17 protein-coding genes are annotated in these 19,561 nt (G+C 72.3%); 11 read left to right on the top strand and 6 right to left on the bottom strand.

Going from position 1 to position 19,561, the window contains the following annotated elements:
- Positions 1 to 9: 9 nt before the first annotated feature.
- The 11 genes from PSED_RS25390 (at position 10) to PSED_RS25440 (ending at position 11,448) form a co-directional block, all read left to right on the top strand.
- A complete protein-coding gene (locus PSED_RS25390) occupies positions 10 to 1,026 on the top strand; it encodes an amidohydrolase family protein (protein WP_083845288.1) in 1,017 nt (338 codons plus the stop codon).
- On the top strand, positions 1,023 to 1,853 hold the full coding sequence (locus PSED_RS25395) for an alpha/beta fold hydrolase (RefSeq protein ID WP_013677097.1): 831 nt from the start codon (positions 1,023 to 1,025) through the stop codon (positions 1,851 to 1,853). The genes PSED_RS25390 and PSED_RS25395 overlap by 4 nt, the downstream gene beginning before the upstream one ends.
- Complete coding sequence (locus tag PSED_RS25400) at positions 1,850 to 2,737, top strand: FAD binding domain-containing protein (protein ID WP_013677098.1); 888 nt, start codon at positions 1,850 to 1,852, stop codon at positions 2,735 to 2,737. The genes PSED_RS25395 and PSED_RS25400 overlap by 4 nt, the downstream gene beginning before the upstream one ends.
- On the top strand, positions 2,730 to 3,221 hold the full coding sequence (locus PSED_RS25405; protein ID WP_013677099.1) for a (2Fe-2S)-binding protein: 492 nt from the start codon (positions 2,730 to 2,732) through the stop codon (positions 3,219 to 3,221). The genes PSED_RS25400 and PSED_RS25405 overlap by 8 nt, the downstream gene beginning before the upstream one ends.
- Complete coding sequence (locus tag PSED_RS25410; protein ID WP_013677100.1) at positions 3,208 to 5,574, top strand: xanthine dehydrogenase family protein molybdopterin-binding subunit; 2,367 nt, start codon at positions 3,208 to 3,210, stop codon at positions 5,572 to 5,574. The genes PSED_RS25405 and PSED_RS25410 overlap by 14 nt, the downstream gene beginning before the upstream one ends.
- Entirely contained in the window at positions 5,562 to 6,131 is a 570-nt protein-coding gene (locus PSED_RS25415; RefSeq protein ID WP_013677101.1) for an SRPBCC family protein, read from the top strand. Before PSED_RS25410 ends, PSED_RS25415 begins: the two co-directional genes overlap by 13 nt.
- Positions 6,132 to 6,578: 447 nt before the next feature.
- Positions 6,579 to 7,580: an NAD-dependent epimerase/dehydratase family protein gene (locus tag PSED_RS25420; protein WP_013677102.1), complete on the top strand. Its 1,002-nt coding sequence runs from the start codon at positions 6,579 to 6,581 to the stop codon at positions 7,578 to 7,580.
- A gap of 103 nt (positions 7,581 to 7,683) precedes the next feature.
- Entirely contained in the window at positions 7,684 to 8,484 is an 801-nt protein-coding gene (locus tag PSED_RS25425) for an alpha/beta fold hydrolase (RefSeq protein ID WP_013677103.1), read from the top strand.
- Between the two features lie 30 nt (positions 8,485 to 8,514).
- Positions 8,515 to 9,669 carry an LLM class flavin-dependent oxidoreductase gene (locus PSED_RS25430; RefSeq protein WP_013677104.1) on the top strand — a complete coding sequence of 385 codons (1,155 nt, stop codon included), beginning with the start codon at positions 8,515 to 8,517 and terminating at the stop codon, positions 9,667 to 9,669.
- Between the two features lie 33 nt (positions 9,670 to 9,702).
- Complete coding sequence (locus PSED_RS25435; protein ID WP_013677105.1) at positions 9,703 to 10,557, top strand: alpha/beta fold hydrolase; 855 nt, start codon at positions 9,703 to 9,705, stop codon at positions 10,555 to 10,557.
- A gap of 177 nt (positions 10,558 to 10,734) precedes the next feature.
- Positions 10,735 to 11,448, top strand: coding sequence for a Crp/Fnr family transcriptional regulator (locus PSED_RS25440; RefSeq protein WP_158511341.1), 714 nt, complete (start codon positions 10,735 to 10,737; stop codon positions 11,446 to 11,448).
- Between the two features lie 22 nt (positions 11,449 to 11,470).
- Here PSED_RS25440 and PSED_RS25445 read toward each other — a convergent pair whose 3' ends face one another.
- Genes PSED_RS25445 through PSED_RS25470 form a run of 6 tightly spaced genes read right to left on the bottom strand, consistent with a single transcriptional unit; the run spans position 11,471 to position 19,333 of the window.
- The gene (locus PSED_RS25445) at positions 11,471 to 12,172 is read right to left on the bottom strand and encodes a maleylpyruvate isomerase family mycothiol-dependent enzyme (RefSeq protein ID WP_013677107.1); all 702 of its coding nucleotides are present in this window, start codon (positions 12,170 to 12,172) and stop codon (positions 11,471 to 11,473) included.
- On the bottom strand, positions 12,169 to 13,854 hold the full coding sequence (locus tag PSED_RS25450; protein ID WP_013677108.1) for a (2,3-dihydroxybenzoyl)adenylate synthase: 1,686 nt from the start codon (positions 13,852 to 13,854) through the stop codon (positions 12,169 to 12,171). Before PSED_RS25450 ends, PSED_RS25445 begins: the two co-directional genes overlap by 4 nt.
- Complete coding sequence (locus PSED_RS25455) at positions 13,835 to 15,877, bottom strand: acetate--CoA ligase family protein (protein ID WP_013677109.1); 2,043 nt, start codon at positions 15,875 to 15,877, stop codon at positions 13,835 to 13,837. The genes PSED_RS25450 and PSED_RS25455 overlap by 20 nt, the downstream gene beginning before the upstream one ends.
- Positions 15,874 to 17,439, bottom strand: coding sequence for an FAD-dependent monooxygenase (locus tag PSED_RS25460; RefSeq protein WP_013677110.1), 1,566 nt, complete (start codon positions 17,437 to 17,439; stop codon positions 15,874 to 15,876). Before PSED_RS25460 ends, PSED_RS25455 begins: the two co-directional genes overlap by 4 nt.
- On the bottom strand, positions 17,439 to 18,251 hold the full coding sequence (locus PSED_RS25465) for a fumarylacetoacetate hydrolase family protein (RefSeq protein ID WP_013677111.1): 813 nt from the start codon (positions 18,249 to 18,251) through the stop codon (positions 17,439 to 17,441). The genes PSED_RS25460 and PSED_RS25465 overlap by 1 nt, the downstream gene beginning before the upstream one ends.
- Positions 18,248 to 19,333 carry a cupin domain-containing protein gene (locus PSED_RS25470; RefSeq protein WP_013677112.1) on the bottom strand — a complete coding sequence of 362 codons (1,086 nt, stop codon included), beginning with the start codon at positions 19,331 to 19,333 and terminating at the stop codon, positions 18,248 to 18,250. Before PSED_RS25470 ends, PSED_RS25465 begins: the two co-directional genes overlap by 4 nt.
- Positions 19,334 to 19,561: the final 228 nt, after the last annotated feature.

Here is a 19,561-nt window from a genome sequence, read left to right on the forward strand (position 1 = left end):
CGTCGAGATGTGGATCCGACGACGCAACCCGTGCTCGACGCGCACGCGCACGCCGTCCCCGAACCCCTGCTGACGGCACTGGCCGCCCGCGGCGGGATCGACGGCGTCACCGCCCACGACACCGGGAGCGGATGGAGCGTCGAGCTGCCCGGCGCCGGCCCGAAGCCCGTCCGGCCGCCGATGTACCGCGCCGACCGGCGCGCCGAGTACCGCTCCGCGACAGGCATCGACGGGCAGCTCCTCTCCCCCTGGCTCGATCTGCAGCCCACCGCCGCGATGCCCGCCGACGCCGCCCGCAGCTGGGCGGCGCGGGTCAACGACGCGCTGCTCACCGACAACGCCGCCACCGGTGGACCGGGCGTCCTCGCCACCGTCGCGCTCGACGACGTCGAGGCCGCGGCCAAGGACCTGGAGGCCGCCGTCCGCGACGGCTGCGCGGGACTCGTGCTCTCGACCGATCCCGTGCACTGCACGTCGCTGGCCGACCGACGGCTCGATCCCCTGTGGACGGTCGCGGCCGGGCTCGGCGTGCCCGTGCAGCTGCACCCCGCCTCGACCGGCCCGGCGCGGGCGCTGCCCGACAGTGCCGAGTTCGGCAACGCGTACTGCCGCCTCGTCGACACCACGTTCGGCGTCGCCCGGCTGCTGCTGGCCGGGGTACTCGACCGCTTCCCCGGGCTACGGCTGATCACCGTCCACGGTGGAGGGTTCCTGCCCTACCAGGCCGCCCGCCTCGACGGCGCCCACCGCGCCGACGCCCTCTCCGCCCACCCCATCGGCCGCGACCGCCCCTCGGACTACCTGCGCGACCTGTACTACGACACCGTCGCGCTCACCCCCGAGGCGATCCGCTTCCTCACCGACGCCGTCGGCCACGACCGCGTCCTGCTCGGTTCCGACAGTCCCTTCCCGCTCGGCGACCCGCAGCCGGCGACGACGGTGCGCGCGGCCGGCCTCGGCCCCGTCGCCACCGACGCCGTCCTCGGCGGCAACCTCGGCGGCCTGCTCACCGGGAGTCCCTCATGACCTCCACCGTCCGCCGCGCGGGCCGCGGCGAACCCGTGGTCCTGTTGCACCCCTTGGCCTTGTCCGGCGCCGTGTGGGGCGAGTTCGCCACCCGGCTCGTCGCCGCCGGGTTCGACGTCGTCGCCCCCGACGCCCGCGGCCACGGCGCCGAACCCGCCCCCTGGGACGGCGCCCCGTTCAGCATCGCCGACCTCGCCGACGACGTCGCCACCCTGCTCGACGACCTCGGCGTCGACCGCGCGCACGTCGTCGGCATGTCGATGGGCGGCAGCATCGCCGTCGAGCTGGCCGCACGTCATCCCGGGCGCGTCGACCGGCTGGTCCTCGCCGACACCACCGCCTGGTACGGCCCCAACGCCCCCGCCGCCTGGACCGAACGCGCCGCCCGCGCGGTCGGGGTGCCCCGTCGTCGGCAGATCCCGTTCCAGACCGACCGCTGGTTCACCGACGAGTTCGTCCGCACCGCCCACGACGAGGTGCGCCGAGTCGCCGCCGTGTTCACCGCGACCGACTCGCTCGCCCATGCCGCCGCCTGCCGCGCCCTCGGTGCCCTCGACGCCCGGGAGCGGCTCGCCTCGATCACCGCGCCGACGCTCGTGCTCACCGGCGAGGAGGACCTCGCGACGCCGCCGTCGATGGGCCGTGCGCTCGCCGACGGCATCCCCGGCAGCCGGTTCGAGCTGCTCCCGGCCCTGCGGCACATGTCGCTCGTCGAACGCCCCGCGCTCGCCGCCGTCGTCGCCGCGCACCTGCGCGGGGCCGCGGCGCCGGACCTGTCCGATGTGGACTGCGGCTGCGCCGCGCACGCCGAGGAGGTGGTCGTGTGAAACCCGGCCGGTTCACCTACCACGCCCCCCGCAGCGTCGACGAGGCCCTCGCGGTACTCGGGCAGCACGCCGGTGACGCGAAGGTCCTCGCCGGCGGGCAGAGCCTCGTGCCGCTGCTGAACTTCCGGGTCGCCGAACCCGGGCACCTCGTCGACGTCAACCGGCTCCCCGGCCTGTCCGAGCCCGTGCGCACCGCGACCGGCTGGCACGTCCCCGCCCTCGTGCGGCAGCGCGCCGTCGAACGCTCGGCGGCGCTGACCGGCGCGTTCCCGCTGCTCGGCAGGGCCCTGCACGAGGTCGCGCACCCCCAGATCCGCAACCGCGGCACCCTCTGCGGCAGCCTCGCCCACGCCGACGCCGCCGCCGAGCTGCCCGCCGTCGTCACCGCGCTCGACGGGCGGCTGCGCATCGCGTCGCCCCGCGGCGAGCGGACCGTCGCCGCCGCGGACTTCTTCGTCTTCCACCTCACCACCGCGCTGGAGGACGACGAGTTGCTGCTCGGCGTCGACCTCGACGACCTGCCCGCCGGCACCACCACGTCGTTCCACGAGTTCGCGGGTCGCCGCGGCGACTTCGCGCTCGCCGCGGTCGCCGGACAGGCCACCCGCGACACCCGCGGCGTCGTCACCCGGTGCCGGCTGGTCGCCGCCGGGGTCGCCGGCACGCCGCTGCGGCTGCGGGCCGCCGAGGACGTGCTGCTCGGCGCCCGCCTCGACGACTCCGCGCTCGCCGCCGCCACCCGCGCCGCCGCCCGCGAGGCCCGGCCCACCGGCGACGTCCACGCCTCCGCCGGCTACCGCCGCGACCTGGTCGGGACACTCACCCGCCGGGTCCTCGCCGACATCGCCGCCGCCGTCCCCACCGAGGAGCTGACCCATGCCTGACCAGGACGAACCCGTCTGGGTCGACACCACCGTCAACGGTGTCCGGCACGAGGAGGTCGTCGACGCGCGCACCACGCTCGCCGACTTCCTGCGCGGCCGGCTGCGGCTCACCGGCACCCACGTCGGCTGCGAGCACGGCGTCTGCGGTGCCTGCACCGTCATCGTCGACGGCGCCGCCGTCCGCTCCTGCCTCATGCTCGCCGTCCAGGCCGACGGCGCCGTCGTCGAGACCGTCGAGGGCCTCACCGACGACCCGGGTGACCTCACCCCGCTGCAGGACGCCTTCTCCCGCCACCACGCCGTCCAATGTGGATTCTGCACGAGCGGGTTCCTGATGAGCACCACCGCGGCGCTGCGCGAAGGCCCCGTCACCGACGAGGCACAGGCCCGGGACGTGTTGTCCGGCAACATCTGCCGCTGCACCGGCTACACCGGCATGGTCGCGGCGCTGCTCGAGGTCGGAGGCACTCGTGACGACCACTGAACCCCGCACGCAGAAGATGATCGGCGCGTCCGTCCTGCGCCGCGAGGACCGGCGGCTGCTCACCGGCGCCGCCACCTACCTCGACGACCTGGAGCTGCCGGGCTGCTACGAGGCCGCGTTCGTGCGCAGCCCGCACGCCGCCGCCCGGATCGTCTCCATCGACACCTCCGCCGCCGCCGCGATGCCCGGCGTCCTCGGGGTGTGGACCGGCGCCGACCTGCCCGAGATCGCCAAGGGCATCCCGCCCAAGGTCGTGCACCCCCAGCTGCGCGACGTCCCCCGGGTGCCGCTGCCCGCCGACTTCGTCAAGTTCGTCGGGGAACCCGTGGCGGTCGTCGTCGCCACCTCGCGCTACGTCGCCGAGGACGCCCTCGACCTCGTCGAGGTCGAGTACGACGTGCTGCCGGCGGTCTCGTCGACGGGCGCGGCGCTCGCCGCCTCCGCGCCGCTCGTGCACGAAGGCGCAGAGAACAACATCGCGATCCACGTCGTCCAGACCGCGGGCGATCCCGCTGCCGCCATGGACGCGGCGCCGCACCGGCTGCGCGAGCGGTTCACCGTCGCCCGCGGCGGCGGCCACTCCATGGAGACGCGCGGCGTCGCCGCCCGCTTCGACCCCACCACCGAGCAGCTCGTCGTCTGGGACACCACCCAGTCGCCGCACTACGTCCGCAACACCCTCGCATACCTCTACGACATGCCCGAGGACGGCATCCGCGTCGTCGCCCCGCCCGACGTGGGCGGCGGCTTCGGGCCGAAGGCGCAGTTCTACGGCGAGGAGGCGGTCATCCCGTGGGTCGCGCGGCTGCTGCGCAACCCGGTCAAGTGGGTCGAGGACCGTCGCGAGAACTTCGTCGCGACCATGATGGAGCGGACGCAGGTCCACGACGTCGAGATCGGGTTCGACGACGACGGCCACATCCTCGCGATCCGCAACGTCTTCGAGCACGACCAGGGCGCCTACTGCGCGGGCCTGCAGGTCCCGATGATCACCCTGTCGACGCTGCCCGGCCAGTACCGCATCCCGAACATCCACACCGAGCTGATCGCCTGCTACACCAACATGGTCCCCACCAGCTCCGTGCGCGGGGCGGGCCGGCCGCAGGCGGTCGTCGCGATGGAACGGATGGTCGACCGCGCGGCCGAGCACCTGGGCATGGACCCGGTGGAGTTCCGGCGTCGCAACCTGGTGCAGGCCGACGAGTTCCCCTACCGCGTGGGCCTGACGTTCCGCGACGGCAGCCCGCTCACCTACGACAGCGGCAACTTCCCGCTGCTGCTGGAGAAGACGCTCTCCGCCTTCCGCTACGAGGAGCAGCGCTCGCTCCAGGCCGCCGCCCGTGCCGAGGGACGACTCGTCGGCATCGGGATCGCCGCCTACGTCGAGGGCTGCGGGCTCGGCCCCTACGAGGGCTCCCGCTACCGACTGCTCAACGACGGCACCGTCCTCGTGACGCTCGCCGCCGCGCCGCAGGGCCAGGGCTACGAGACGGTCTACGCCCAGATCGCCGCCGACGCGCTCGGCATGGACATGGACCTCATCCGCGTCACGACGGGTGACACCAGCCGGATCCCGTTCGGGCAGGGCACCTTCGCCTCACGCAACACCGCCACCGCCGGGCCCGCGACGTTGCAGGCCGGGCAGGAGATGCGCGGCAAGCTGCTGCAGGTCGCCGAGGCCATGCTCAAGACGAGCGCCGCGTCGCTGACCATCCGCGGCAACCGCGTCGAGGTCACCGACGACCCCACCCGCAGCGTCAGCCTGCGCGACATCGCCGGGGCGGCCAACGTCGGCAAGCACGGCATCACCCTCGCCCCCGGAATCCTCCCGGGGCTGGAGACGACCGTCTACTTCGCACCCGAACGCGCCGCCTACGCCAGCGGCACCCACGCCGTCGCCGTCGAGATCGACCCGGAGACCGGCGCCATCGACGTCCTGCGCTACGTCATCGGGCACGACTGCGGCAACGTCATGAACCCGATGCTCGTCGACGGGCAGGTGCTCGGCGGGTTCGCCCACGGTGTCGGCAACGCCATGTACGAGGAGCCGTTCTACGACGAGACCGGCCAGCCGCAGAGCACGAGCTACCTCGACTACAGCCTGCCGTCGTCGATGGAGGTACCGCCCGTCGAGCTGGTGCACATCCACACCCCCAGCCCTCTCAACCCGTTGGGTGCCAAGGGTGCCGGCGAGGGCGGCACCATCCCGGTGCCGGCCGCGATCGCCAATGCCGTCGAGGACGCCCTGCGCCCCTTCGGCGCCCGCATCACCTCGCTGCCGATCACCCCACCCAAGATCGTCGACGCGCTGAGCACCGACGACCTCGACGGGACCGGCCCGTGGCACGGCTGATCGACACCCTCGAGGTCGAGGCACCCGTCGACACCTGCTTCGCGCGGCTCACCGCGCCACCCGCCCCGCCCCGCCCGCTCGTGCTGGGGCTGGGCGGACAGCGAGTCGAGTACCGGGACGCGACGCTGCGGGTCGTGAGCAGCGACCCCGCGCGCCGTCGTGTCGTCCTGCGTGCCGGGGACGGCGACGGCCGGGTGAGCGCGACGATCGCCGCGGCGCTTCGCCCGGGCACCGCGGGGACGACGATCGACGTCGTCACCGACCTCGTCGTCACCGGCGAGGGCGCGGACGTCGCCCGGGCGCTGCTGCCCTCCTTGGCGCGCCGGGTCCTCTCCGACCTGACGTCCTCCGCAGCGACCCCGCCCCCGCCCGCCGCAACCCCGTCCACCGCAACCCCGTCCACTGCAGCCCCGTCCGCCGCAGCCATCCCGGCTTTGCAGGCCCCCACCGCGCCCGCAGCCGCGCCGCGGACCCGACGCCGCCCGGCGCTCCTCGTCGCGGCCGCAGTCGCACTGGCAGCAGCGGCCGCCGCAGCGGTGGCAACCCGGCCGCGATGAGCCGGCCGCGATGAGCCGATCCGGTGCGCACGGCGACGAATCCGTCGCCCTGCGCACCGGATCGCCGTCTGCGGTGCCACGCCGGCGTCCGCTGTTCCTTGCCGACTCGGTCACGTAGTCACAGCTCCGCGACGTCCCGTCGTAGTGGGCACCGTGGCCGGTGTCGACGGCCGGAGTGCTCTCGATCGTCATGTCGACGGCCACGGCTCAGTCCCGTTCTCTCCCCGGTTCCTCCCGTTCGTCGTGGTCGCCGGCTGTCGGGCCGATGTCGGCCCCGGCCCCTTCGCCCGACGGTGACCAGCCGCTGTGACTGACGTTCCGCAGTCGTCCACCTGGTGTGACTTGAGTCGCGAGCACCGTTGACCGAAGTGGTGCCTGCCGGTCTCATCGCTCACGACGCAACCCGGCGCGGTGAGCATCGCCGGGCATGACGAGGAGGTCATTCGGTTGCGAGTACTCGTGACGGGCGGGCTGGGCGTGAACGGCTCATGGGTCGTTCGCGCGCTCGTCGAGCAGGAGCACGAGGTCGTGGTCCTCGAGAATCGCGAGGACACGTCGTTGATCCCCGACGTGGCCGACGAGATCCAGGTTGCCGTTGCCGACGTCGCCGATGTCGGCCAGGTCCACCCCGTCTTCGAGCAGCACCGGCCGGACGTGGTCGTCCACATGGCCGCGGTCATCCGCGCCGACCAGGACCCGGTCGCCGCGGTGCGGGTCAACATCGGGGGCACGGCGGCAGTCTGCGAGGCCGCCGCGGCGACCGGAGTCGGCCGCATCGTGTACACGAGCTCCCGCGCGGTCTACGGGGCACTGTCCGGCAGGCACGGACATCCGGAATACGTGCCGGTCACCGAGGAACATCCCCGTGACCCCGTGGCACTCTACGACGTCACGAAGGTGTCGTGCGAGGAGCTGGGCCGGTGGTACGCCCGCAACCGCGGCATCGAGTTCGTCTCGCTCCGGTTCGCGACGATCTTCGGTCCGGGCAAGCTGCAGCGCCACGGTGGCTTCTCCACCTACAGCTCCATGATCGAGCTACCCGCGGTGGGTGAGTCGGTCCACCTCGCCCAGGGCGGTGACCAACGAGATGACGCGATCTACGTCGTCGACATCGCCGAGGCGGTGGTGGCTGCGGTCCTCGCCCCGGGGCCACTGCCGCACGACGCCTACAACATCGGCACCGGTCGCACGACCTCGTTGCACGATCTCGCCGAGGCCGTCCGTGACGCCGTTCCAGGCGCTGTCATCGAGATCGGTCCGGGACTGGATCCGATGGGCATGGGCGTGAGCTACTACGGCGCGCTGGACAGCACACGTGCGCGCATCGAACTCGGCTGGACGCCACGGTTCACCATCGGTGCCGCCGTCGAGCACTACCTCAGCACCCTCGATCGGCTGGACCTGCTGCTCTCCCGATCTTCTTCCTCGATCAGCCAGGAGTCCCGATGAGCTTCGTCGTCGGCCGACGCCGCCGCCGTGGAGCACCGCAGCTTCTGGGGATACGCCCTCCTCCACATACCGGCGACCACACCCGTTACATGGAAGGAACCCGATGCTGAGCCTCGTCGACTCCGGGAGCGGAACCGTCGTCGGGACCGTCCGGGGCGAGAATGTCCTCCTCGACGTGTACCGCACAGGGTCCGGACCCACCCTCTTGCTCCTGCACGGTGCCGAGGGCCGCGAAGCCGACGAGGCCTTCACGGACGCGCTCGCCGAGCGGTTCACGGTCGTCGCCCCCAGCCATCCCGGGTTCGGGCTGTCCCCACGCCCCGACTGGTGCGATTCGGTCGACGACCTCGCCTACCTGTATCTCGAATGGCTGGAACAGCAGGACCTGCACGACGTCGTCGTCGTCGGACTCCAGTTCGGCGGCTGGGTCGCCGCGGAGATGGCCGTACGCGAGTGCTCCCGGATCGGGAGGCTCGTCCTCGTCGACCCGGTCGGGATCAAGGTCGGAGGCCGCGAAGACCGCGACATCACCGACGTGTTCGCCATCTCTCGTGCCGAGCTCGACTCCCGCAACTACGCCGATCCGGCGGCGGGCCCGGGCGACCTGGCACTGGCCCCGCACGAGGACGTCCTGCACATCGCCCGGAACGAGGAGGCGCTGGCGCTCTACGGGTGGGAGCCATACCTGCACAACCCCCGCCTACGGCGCTGGCTCGGCCGCGTGCATGTCCCGGCCCTCGTGATCTGGGGTGCCCAGGACGGCATCGTGAGCCCGGAGTACGGGCGCGCCTACGCGGACTCGATCCCCGGCGCCCGCTTCGAGCTCGTCGAGGGCGCCGGCCACCGCGCTCAGATCGAGCAGCCCGACACCCTCGCCGAGCTCGTCGTCGAGCACGCAGCCTGACGGGCTCAGGCGCACCCCGAGGAGAACCTGATGCAGTACTGGCACTTCAGCGAGACCGCCTACCCGTACCTGCCTCCGGAGGAGACGATCAACTCCGTCCGGGTCACCCTGCCGAACGGCGTGATCGACCCGGCTCGGGCGGCGGACCTCTGGGACCGATACCTGGCCGAGTGGCAGGTCGCCGACGAGTGCGGTCTCAACGTGATGATCAACGAGCACCATGCGACGGCCACGTGCATGGACCCGGCGGCACCGGTCATCGCGGGGATCCTCGGTCGGATCACGAAGGATGCGCGAATCCTCATCCTCGGCAACCCGGTGGCGAACCGGAAGGACCCGGTCCGGGTCGCCGAGGAGATGGCACTGGTCGACCTGCTCAGCCACGGGCGGCTCGAGGTGGGCTTCGTAAGGGGCGTCCCGTACGAGGTGTCCGCGGTGAACAGCAAGCCGGTCATGATGAGCGAGCGCATGTGGGAGGCGATCGAGCTGATCCAGAAGGCCTGGACGACGCACGACGGCCCCTTCAGCTGGGAGGGCAGGTTCTTCCAGCAGCGTCACGTCAACATCTGGCCCCGGCCCTTGCAGCAGCCCGCCCCGCCGGTCTGGGTTACCGCGATGACCCCCGGCAGTGCCGCCCGGATCGCGGACGACAACTACGTCATCGCCTCTTTCCTCACCGGCTACGAGGGCACCCGGAAAGTATTCGAGGCCTACCGGGACCGGGTGGCCGAGACCGGTCGCCCCACCCCCGCCGACGACCGCTTCGCCTACGCCGCCCTCACGTACACCGGTGATACCGACGAGGAAGGCCTTGAAGGCGCCCGGAAGCTGATGTGGTACGTCAAGGCCAACAAAGTGCCCTTCGAGTTCGTGCAGCCGCCGGGCTACACCCCGTACTTCGCCCGTGCCGCCGGACTTCGTGGTGAGCGGTCTGCCTACGACTTCAAGTCCCTGACCCTCGAGGACCTCATCGAGGAGGGCATCGTCTTCGCGGGGAGCCCGTCGACGGTGCGCGGTCAGATCGAGAAGTTCTACGAGAAGGTCGGTGGCTTCGGGCACCTCTTGCTGATGGGCCAGGCCGGCTTCCTGGAGCACGACGAGACGGTCAGGGGCATCCGCACGTTCGCCGAGCACGTCAGGCCCAGGCTCGACGACCTCTTCACCGCCCATCCCGTGGCCGTCTGAGCGGGCGACGTGCGCTCCGGGGAAAGGCCGACGATGACCGCATCCGGCAGCCGCTTCCTCGTCGTGGACGGCATCCGCACCCACGTCCTGGAGGAAGGCTTCGGGCCGCCGGTCATCCTCCTCCACTCGGGAGAGTACGGCGCCTGCGCGGAGAGCTCATGGTCCTCCCTGATGCCGGCGCTGGCCGAAGCGGGCTACCACGCCGTCGCCCCGGACTGGCTCGGATTCGGGCGTACCGACAAGATGGTCGACTTCGCGGACCCGACAGGGCGGCGGATGCGCCACATGGCTGCCACGATCGAGGCGCTGGACCTCGGACCTGCTGCCGTCGTCGGCAACTCCATGGGCGGCACGTACCTGGCCGAGGATCTCGCGCGCGACGAGCCCGGGTTCCGGGCCGCCGCGGCGGTCCTCGTCAGCGGTGGCGGCTTCGTGCCCGACAACGAGGCCCGCCGCGCGATCCTCGACTACGACCTGACCGTGGACGGGATGGCGCGCATCCTGCGCACCCTGATGTTCTCGCCGGCCCTGGCCGAGGACCCCGAGTACGTGCGCTGGCGCCACCGGCTCAGTCTCGAGCCCGGTGCCTGGCAGTGCGCGGCATCGGCCCGCCTACGTCCCCCGGGCAGCGAGGGCGGCGGTGAGTTCGGGAAGGTCGACACCACCCCGTACGAGAACATCACCGTGCCGACGTTGCTGGTCGCGGGGGCCGACGACCCACTCCGGCTGCCCGGATACGCCGACGAGGTCGCGGCCCGAATACCTGACGTCGAGTTGGTGGTCTATCCGGACTGCGGGCACCTCCCGCACATCGAACATCCCGAGCGGTTCCGCGACGACCTGCTGTCGTTCCTCGACCGCCGTTTCCGGGAGGAGGTGTCGTCATGACGGCAGTGACCGGCGTTCACCTACCGTGCCGCATCCGGTCGGCGGGCGACGGGCGTCGCCGTGGCGACCGGAGCGGTCACCGGTCGACGGCCGTCGACGACGACCCACAGGTGTCGGCGCCTGGCCGATAGCCTGGCAGGAGGTCTGCATGGAAGGAGACGGCCGGCCATGGCATCGGTGCGCAGCGGGCTGCATGCGGGCACGTTGACGGCGTGGGAAAGCAGCTACTTCGCGCAGCTCTCCCCCGAGATCCGCAATGCGATGCTCCGCGATGCCTTTGTCGTGACGGTGCCCGCGGGACACGCCATCTACGAGGCATTCGGGCCGCCCAGACTGGCGCTCCTCCACCACGGCCAAGCACGGGTCAAGGTCGTGTCGAAGGAGGGCCGCGTCGCGACAGTGCGGTACGCAGGCCCTGGTCAGGTCATCGGCCTCCCATCGGCGATCGCACAGAGCTCCCCGGTCGGGGCCGACTCGATCACCGACTGCGAGCTGTCGATGCTCAACGTCAACACGCTCCGCCGCCTCGCCGGGAGCGACGCGACGCTGTCCTGGCTCCTCGCTCAGCAGGCGTGCCAAATCGTGTTCGAGACGGTGGAGTTCCTCGGGGACAACCTGTTCGGAACGGTTCAGCAACGGCTCAGCAGACACCTGCTCGACCTGGCCTCGAACTCCCCCGAGGGCTTGATCGTCGAGGTCGAGCAGCAGGAGCTCGCCGACGCGATCGGCTCGGTGCGCGAGGTGGTGGCACGTGCGCTTCGGAAGCTCCGCGGAGCGGGCGTCGTCGAACGCCACGCGAAAGGGATCCGGATCGCGGACCCGAGTGGGCTGCACCGCCTGGCGGCCGGCCAGGAAGCACGCAAGGACTCCCCGGGAGGCGCCTCGCCCTGAGCGAGCTCGACAGCGGTAACGGTCAGAGCCAGCGGGGCAAGGCCGGGGCTCCGGCGAGCGCAGTGCGACCGGTGAGCCATCCTGCGATGTCGGCGGCGGGGGCCACGATCTCCGCCTCGACCGCTTCCCCGGCCAGCCGCCACTGCCGGGTGCGGTCGGTGGGACGCAGGCTGCACGCCGGGCACCCCTCCTTGGCCGAGAGCACCGCCGTCACGTCGTCGAGCAGGAGGTCGAGGAGTTCGGCGGGCAGATCGGCTGTGGTGACGCCGGTGCCGAGATCGACGGCGTGCAGCCACACCTCGCGGCTACGCATCCACGGCACCTCGGCGGCGGGGATCGCTCGGCCCTGGGCACTGCGGACCTCCGACCGCCAGGCCTCCGGGGTGAGGTGAGTGAGAGCGTCATCCAGCGCCGCAGCGGTCGCCCGCAGTTCGCGCCGCAGCCGGTCCGGGGGATACCCCGCCGCCTCCTCGATCTCCGCAGCGCGCTGCGCGCGGTTGGCGTACATCGGGTTCTCGACACCGGTCCGTGCCCAGGTCGCCAGCCGAACGAGCGCCTCGGCGTTGCGTGCGAGATGTCCCACGACATGCGCCCGCGTCCAGCCGGGCAGGCAGCTCGGGCGGACGAAGGAGCCGTCGTCGAGCGCGTCCACCGTGGTCGACAACAGGTCGGTGCCCTGCCGCAGCCAGAGCAGCGTGGTCGCCGTGTCGTGGCGGTCCGTCATGGAGTCGCTCCGGTGGACTCGTGCGCGAGGCGCTCGGCGACGTCGGCCCGCAGCGCTTTCTTGTCGATCTTGCCGACCTTCGTCGACATCAGCGCATCGACGATCTCCAAGCGCTCCGGCCACTTGAACTTCGCCACCCCGAGCGCGGCCATGGCTGCGCGCACCTCGTCGAGGGTGAGCGTCGCGCCCGGCCGGGGCACGACGTACAGGCACACGCGCTCGCCGAGCTCCCGGTCCGGCATCGCGACCGCGGCGACCTGGCCCACCGCGGGCATCTGGTAGACGAGGTTCTCGATCTCCTCGGCGGAGATCTTCTCTCCACCACGGTTGATCATGTCCTTGTCCCTGCCCTCCACGATCAGGTTGCCCTCGGGCGTACGGCGGCAGATGTCACCGGAGCGGAACCAACCGTCCGCTGTGAATGCCCGCGCGTTCTGCTCGGGGGCGCGGTAGTACCCGCGCGGCGTGTAGGGGCCGCGCGTGAGCAGCGAGCCGGGCGTGCCCTCGGCGACGTCGACGTCCAGCTCGTCGACGAGGCGCACCTCGTCGTCCGGGCACATCGGACGGCCCTGCGTGGTGCAGATGACGTCGATCGGGTCGTCCAGGCGGGTGAAGTTCAGGAGGCCCTCGGCCATCCCGAACACCTGCTGCAGTCGCGCCCCGAGCACCGGCTCGACGCGATGAGCGAGCTCGTCGGCCAGGCGTGCCCCACCGACCTGCAGCACCCGCAGCGACGGCGGGGCACCGTGCTCGCCCGCGTGCTCCAGCCAGCGGCCGGCAACCGCCGGGACGACAGCGGTGTGCGTGACCCCCTCCGCCGCGATCGTGGCGAACGCCCGCGTCGGCTCCGGCGACGGCAGCATGACGACGGTCCCACCGGCGAGCAGTACCCCGAGCATGCCCGGGCAGGCGAGCGGAAAGTTGTGCCCCGCCGGCAGGCTGACCAGGTACACCGAGTCCGCGTCGACCCCAGCCATGTCCGCGCTGGCCCGAGCGTTGTAGGCGTAGTCGTCGTGGGTGCGGGCAATCAGTTTGGGAAGACCGGTGGTCCCGCCGGAGAGCAGGAACACGGCCACGTCCCGGCTCTCGGGACAGGCCGCCTCCAACCGGGCGCGCTCCTCCCCCGTCCCGGGCCCGCAGAGCGCGCGCAGATCGACACTCGCGTCGTCGACGTGGTCGCCGTCGACCAGCACGAGCCAGTCCGCACCCGTGATCTCCTGCACGCCCGGGCCCAGATCGTGGGCGAGCGCCTGGTGGTCGAAGTCCCGCATCCGGTCGGGGACCGCGATCGCCACGGCCTCGGCGTGCGCGGCGAGGTGGCTCAGCTCCGTCCGTCGGTGCGCGGGCAGCGCCATCACCGGTACGACCCCGGCGCGGAGGCAGGCCAGGGTGAGGATCACGAACTCTCCGCCGTTCCCGAGCTGTACCAGAATCCGATCGCCGCGTGCGAGGCCCAGGTCCAGGAGGCGGGCCGCGGTGGCGTCCGCCCGGTCCGCGAGCTCGCGATGGGTCAGCCGCAGCCCCGTCGCCGCGTCGACGAGCGCGGGCGCATCGGGCGTGCGGTCGGCGACCCCACGGAGCAGGTGCCCGAGCGGGACCCCCTGCCAGTAGCCCGCGGCGACATACCGCTCGACCTCCGTGGCAGGCCAGGGGACGGTGTGCTCACTGACGGGGCCGGGCATCAGCAGCCTTCCGGTGCAGGACGACGGCATCGAGGGCGACCAGGCCGTCGTCGGTGAGTCGGAGCGGATTGACCTCGATCTCGGCAAGGTCGGGCGCGGCGGCGAGGACACCGCCCAGCCGGGCGACGACCTCACCGAGCGCAGCGGGATCGAGACTCGGACCATTCCGCCAGCCCTCGAGCAGCGCACGGCCGGCCAGCTCGGCCGGCATGAGAGCCGCCTCGCCGGCGGTCAGCGGGGCGAGTCGTACGGACACGTCGGCGACTGCCTCCGCCGTGGTCCCACCCAGGCCCACCAGCACGATCGGACCGAACACGGCGTCGCGCCGGGCGCCGACGACCAGGTCGACCCCGCCCGGCGCCATTCGCTCCACGAGGAACCGGCAGGCGCCCGCGGTCTCCAGGGCGTCCAGGGCGGACTCGAGTTCCGCGGAGTCCCGGATGCCGAGCGCGACCCCTCCGATCTCGGTCTTGTGCAGGACCGTCGCGTCGAGCAGCTTGACCGCGACCGGTCCCCCCAGCTCGGCGAGCGCAGCCCGGGCCTCGGCCCGGTCCGCGCAGGCGCGCCGGGGCATGGTGGCGATGCCGAGGGTGTCCAGCAGATCCTTCGCCTGGCTCTCGTCGAGCGGACCCGCCACGCTGACCTCGACGGGATCGGGTGTGCCGCCGATCCGGGCGCGGTGACGGGCGTCGGCGAGGACCGCCCCGCTGGCAACGGCGACCCCGTGGGGGCTCGTGGCCACGGCGACGCCGACGGAGATCAGGTCGGCACGGCACCTCAGCACGTCCGTCCCGGTACCACCGACGCCGAGCACCACCGGCACGTTGGTCCGGCGACCTTCCTCGACGACTGCGGCAAGATCGACGGCGTCGGGCTCGTACAGGGCGAACCCGGCGATGACGTCCACCCTCGGGTCTTCGGACACCGCCGACAACACTGCGCCGAACTCCGGGCCGGGGCGCCCGGTGTCGACCGGGTTGCGCTGGAAGGTCAGGGGCGGCAGCAGCGTCGCGAGGGTGGCCTGGGTGGCCTCGGTGAGTGCGGGGACGCGGGCGCACCGGCCCCGCAGCTCGTCGAGCAGCAGCAGACCGGGGCCCGCCTGCGCGGTCACGACGCCCACGCCTGGATCGACCGCCGGAGCAGCGCGGGTCACCGACAAGGCACCAACCGCGTCGACCAGCTCGCGCTCGTCGTCGACGAGCACCGCGCCGGCCTGCGCGAGCGCGGCGCGGGTGATGCGCCAGGAGGTGGCGAGCGCCCCGGTGTGGGACGCGGCGAACTCCGCGACGTCGTTGCGTCCCACGACCAGCGCGACAACAGCCTTGTGCGGCACGAGCGTCGCGACGGCCTCCACCAGTGCCGGGCCGTCGGCGACCGATTCGACGTGCAGGGCCACTGCCCCGGTCGAGGCGTCGGTGGCGAGGTGGGCCAGGACGTCCGGCGCGGTGACGTCCACGCCGTTGCCCAGGCCGACGGCGAGGCTGATCCCGTGTCCGGCCTCCGCCAGGAGGAACGCCAGCGCGTGGTTGACTCCGCCGCTGGCGGCGACCACGGCCACCCGCCCGGCCTGCACCGACGCGGCCCCGGGGACGAAGCTCGCCGTCAGCGCCCGGGGCGGGACGAGGAAGCCGCTGGTGTTGGGTCCGAGCAGGCGGATCCCGCTGTCCCGCACCACCGCCGCGAGCTCGTCCTGGTACCCGACGCCCGGTCCACCGGCCTCGGCGAATCCGCCGGCGCAGATCACCGCGGCGCCGACACCCACGGCGACGGCCTCGGCCAGCACGCCAGGGCACGCGGGCGCGGGGACACAGATCATCGCGAGATCGACCGGACCGTCCGCGGCCGCCGCAGCGAGTGACGGGTACATGGTGCCGTCCCGGCCGTTGACCAGAGCGAGCCGGCCGCCGGCCGCCGCGAAGCCGTCGAGTGACCGGGCCAGCGCGGCACCGAGCTTGCCGGGCGTCCGGGAGGCCCCGACGACGGCGACCGAGCGCGGCGCGAACAACGGTGTGAGAGCGCTCACCGGTCCCACCCCGGCGACATCCCCACGAGATCGGTCCGCCCGGAGAGGACCGCGGTCAGAGCCTTGTCCCGGTCCAGGTCCGGGTCGACGAGCAGCGTGGGCATGCCCTCGGCGAGCCGGGTCTGCTCCGTGAGGAGCGTGCGGGTCAGTGGAGTGCCACCGTGGACCGCGACGATCGCGGGCCCACGCCGGACCAGTGACGCGAGGGTGGTCAGGGTCTCCGGCAGCCCGGATTCGGCGTCCGGAGCCGCCAACACCCCACCCCAGGGGCCTTCGACGGGCTCACCGAGCGGCAGCCCGGCAGCACTCACCGGGATTCCGTGGGACAGCTCGACCTCGACGGCCCGACCGGGCGCCGACCACCCCCCGTTCTCGAACGGGGTCTCCAGAGGCTCGGCACCGTGCGAGGCCACCCAACTCCGGTGACAGGCGTCGACGAAGTCCGGCGCCCGGCGGGCGAGCCGAGAGTGGGTGATGCTGCGGGACAGGAAGTGGTAGGCGAACTGCCAGGGCTCGAACGCCTCGTGGTAGCGGCCGAAATGCTCCCACCAGGCCAGGCTCGGCCGAGCCGAGTCCTGGATCCGGCGCACGGACGGCTGCGCAGCCTCCTCGTAGGCGACCAGGGCCGCCTCGAGACGTCCGGGCTGCGCGGTGAGCGCGGCGGACAGCGCGACCGCGTCCTCCATCGCCATCTTCGTCCCCGAACCGACCGAGAAGTGGGCGGTGTGCACGGCGTCGCCGAGGAACGCGACGGGACGCGGCGCGAGGGTGTGCCACCGTCTGGTGCGCCGGGTGCGAAAGTTGCCCCACCGCGAGTTGTTGACCAGCAGCCGTTTCCCGTCGATCTGGTCGGCGAACAGCTTCTCCAGGTACTCCTTGGAGATCAGGTCGCTCTCCCCGGGCGGGCGTGTCAGGTCGAACTCGTCCAACCCCGCGCGACGCCAGGACTCCTCGTCGGTCTCCACGATGAAGGTGGAAACCTCGTCCGAGATCGGGTATCCGTGCACGGCGAAGACGCCATCCGGGCTGCGCTCGTGCACGAAGGTCAGGCCGTCGAACAGGTAGTCCGTGCCGAACCAGATGAACTTCGCCGTCGCGGTCTCGACCTCCACGCCGAGGTCCGCGTCGAGCTGCTCGCGGATCCTCGAGCCGGCGCCGTCGGCGGCCACGACGAGGTCGTAGTCGGCGAGGTCGTCGAGGGTGACCTCCGTGGCGAAACGCAGCCCGGCCCCGACGTCGCGGGCCCGGGCCTGCATGAGCGCCAGCAGTGTGCGGCGCACGATCGCCGCCATGCCGTTCCCGCCGCAGCGGATCCGCTCGCCCTTCAGCCGGACCTCGATGTCGTCCCAGTGCCGACCGTGCTCGGTCAGCGCCTCGCGCAGCACCGGATCGGCGTCGTGGATCCCGGCCAGCGTGCGGTCGGAGAACACCACGCCGAAGCCGAACGTGTCGTCGGCCCGGTTCCGCTCGAACACCGTCACCTCGACCGACGGGTCGGCCCGCTTGATCAGTGTGGCGAAGAACAGCCCGCCTGGACCGCCTCCGGCGACGGCGATGCGCATCAGTTCGCCGTCACCATGACGTTCCTCAGCTCGCCCACTCCCTCGACGCGAGTGACGACGACGGAGCCCTCCCTGAGGTAGCGCGGAGGCCTGCGGGCGTGCCCGACCCCACCCGGCGTACCGGTGGCGATGAGGTCGCCGGGCACCAGGGTGATGATCCGCGAGATGTAGGCGACCAGCTCGGCCGGACCGAAGACCAGGTCGGAGGTGTCGGCCTTCTGCACCACGTCGCCGTCGACCTCGCAGGAGATGTCGCCTGGCTCCACATCTGTGACCAGCCACGGCCCGACCGGGGTACTGCGCTCGAACGTCTTGCCCTGCAACCACTCCACGGACCGGTACTGGAAGTCTCGGGCGGTCACGTCATTGACCACGGTGTAGCCGGCGATCGCCGCGGCGGCCTGCACCGGAGTTGCGCGGCGGACCTCCGCGCCGATGACCACACCCAGCTCGGCCTCCCAGTCCACCTGCTCCGACCCCGCCGGCAGCTCGACCGGGTCGTGGGCACCGACCAGCGCCCGACTGAACTTCGCGAACAACGCCGGGTACTCCGGCAGCTCCCGGCCCATCTCCAGGATGTGTGTGCGGTAGTTCAGACCGACGCACAGCACCTTCTCCGGCTTCGGTACCAGCGGCGCGTAGTCCAGTCCTGCGAGTTCGTGGCGCGCGCCGGTCGCGGTCTCGGCGGCGCTGCGCCAGTCCGGCCGGGCCAGCAGCACGCCGAGGTCCTCGGCGTCGAGCTCGACCGCTGCATCGTCATCGATCCGGACAGCCGCGGTGCCCGTGGCGGTGCGGACGGTCGCGAGCTTCACGAACGGTCCTCGTGCGCGGTGCGGGCGAGACCGAGGGCCTCGACGACGGGGTCGTCGGAGAAGCGGAAGGCGTCGAGCCCGGCGTCGGTGTCGAAGGCCAGACCCGCCCACGAGGGCACGCAGAAGAGGTCGCCCGTGCCGACCTCGTACCGCGCGTCGCCCACGGTGACGACTCCGGCACCCTCGAAGATCTGCCACACCGACGAGCCGGCGGTCCGGGTCAGCGCGGTGGACGTGCCTGCACGCAGCCGGTGCATCTCGCAACGCATGGTCGTCAGACAGTCACCTGCGGTGGCCGGGTTGGTGAACCGGACCACCGCATGCCCTGGCTCGACGACACCGGGCCTGCCCTCGCGCTCGAGCTCCAACTGCGCGCCGAGCGCGGCGTCGGTGTGCTCCCAGCGGTACGCCATCAGCGGAGACGCCTTCGGAGTGGGCGCGCCGACCGGGGTCAGTCCGGGGTGCCCCCACAGCCGCTCGTTGCGGGACACCTCCGGCGTCTCCTTCGTGGCCAGCTCGTCCGGGCCGAACTCGAAGAACCCGGCGTCGATCGTGCGGACGAGCGGGATGTCCAGGCCATCGATCCAGGCCATCGCGTGATCGGTGGTGTTGTGGTGCTCATGGAAGTGCATTCCGGGGGTGAGCAGCAGATCTCCGCGTTGCATAGCCACCGGGTCGCCCTCCACGTTCGTCCAGACGCCCTCCCCTTCGACCACGAACCGGAATGCGCTCTGGGTGTGGCGGTGTGCCGGTGCCTCCTCGCGCGGGCCCAGGTACTGGATCGCCGCCCACAGCGTCGGCGTGGCGTAGGGCGCGCCGGACAGCCCCGGGTTCACGAGCGCGATCGCGCGCCGCTCCCCGCCCCGGCCGACCGGGACGAGCTCCCCCGCACGTTCGGCCAGCGGCAGCAGACTGGACCAGCGCCACAGCATCGGTACGGAGTCGGGCTGCGGAGTGGTCGGCATCAGGCCGCCGATCTCGGTCCAGAGCGGCTTCATGTGCGCGGCGTCGAAGGCCGCGTACAGCTCCTCGAGCTGCGCCTGTTCCGTGCAGGTGATCTCCGGCAGCTGGCTGGAGGCCATGCGAACGTCTCCTTCGTCGTTCCGGCGACCGTCGCCCCCAGGGTGTCGTCAGGGCGGGCCACACGAGCGGGGGCGGCACGCAGAGACGAGGTCGGGTCGGCCGCCTGCGCGCCGGTCGCCCCGGCAGTCCGTCGAGGCTGCACCCGGAGCCGATGCCGAAGGCGATGACTCGGGCGCCGGCCGCACGAGGCACGAGACGACCACCGGGGGCCCGGATCGGAAACGCGT

The organism is Pseudonocardia benzenivorans CB1190, assembly GCF_000196675.2.
Lineage (GTDB): Bacteria > Actinomycetota > Actinomycetes > Mycobacteriales > Pseudonocardiaceae > Pseudonocardia > Pseudonocardia benzenivorans.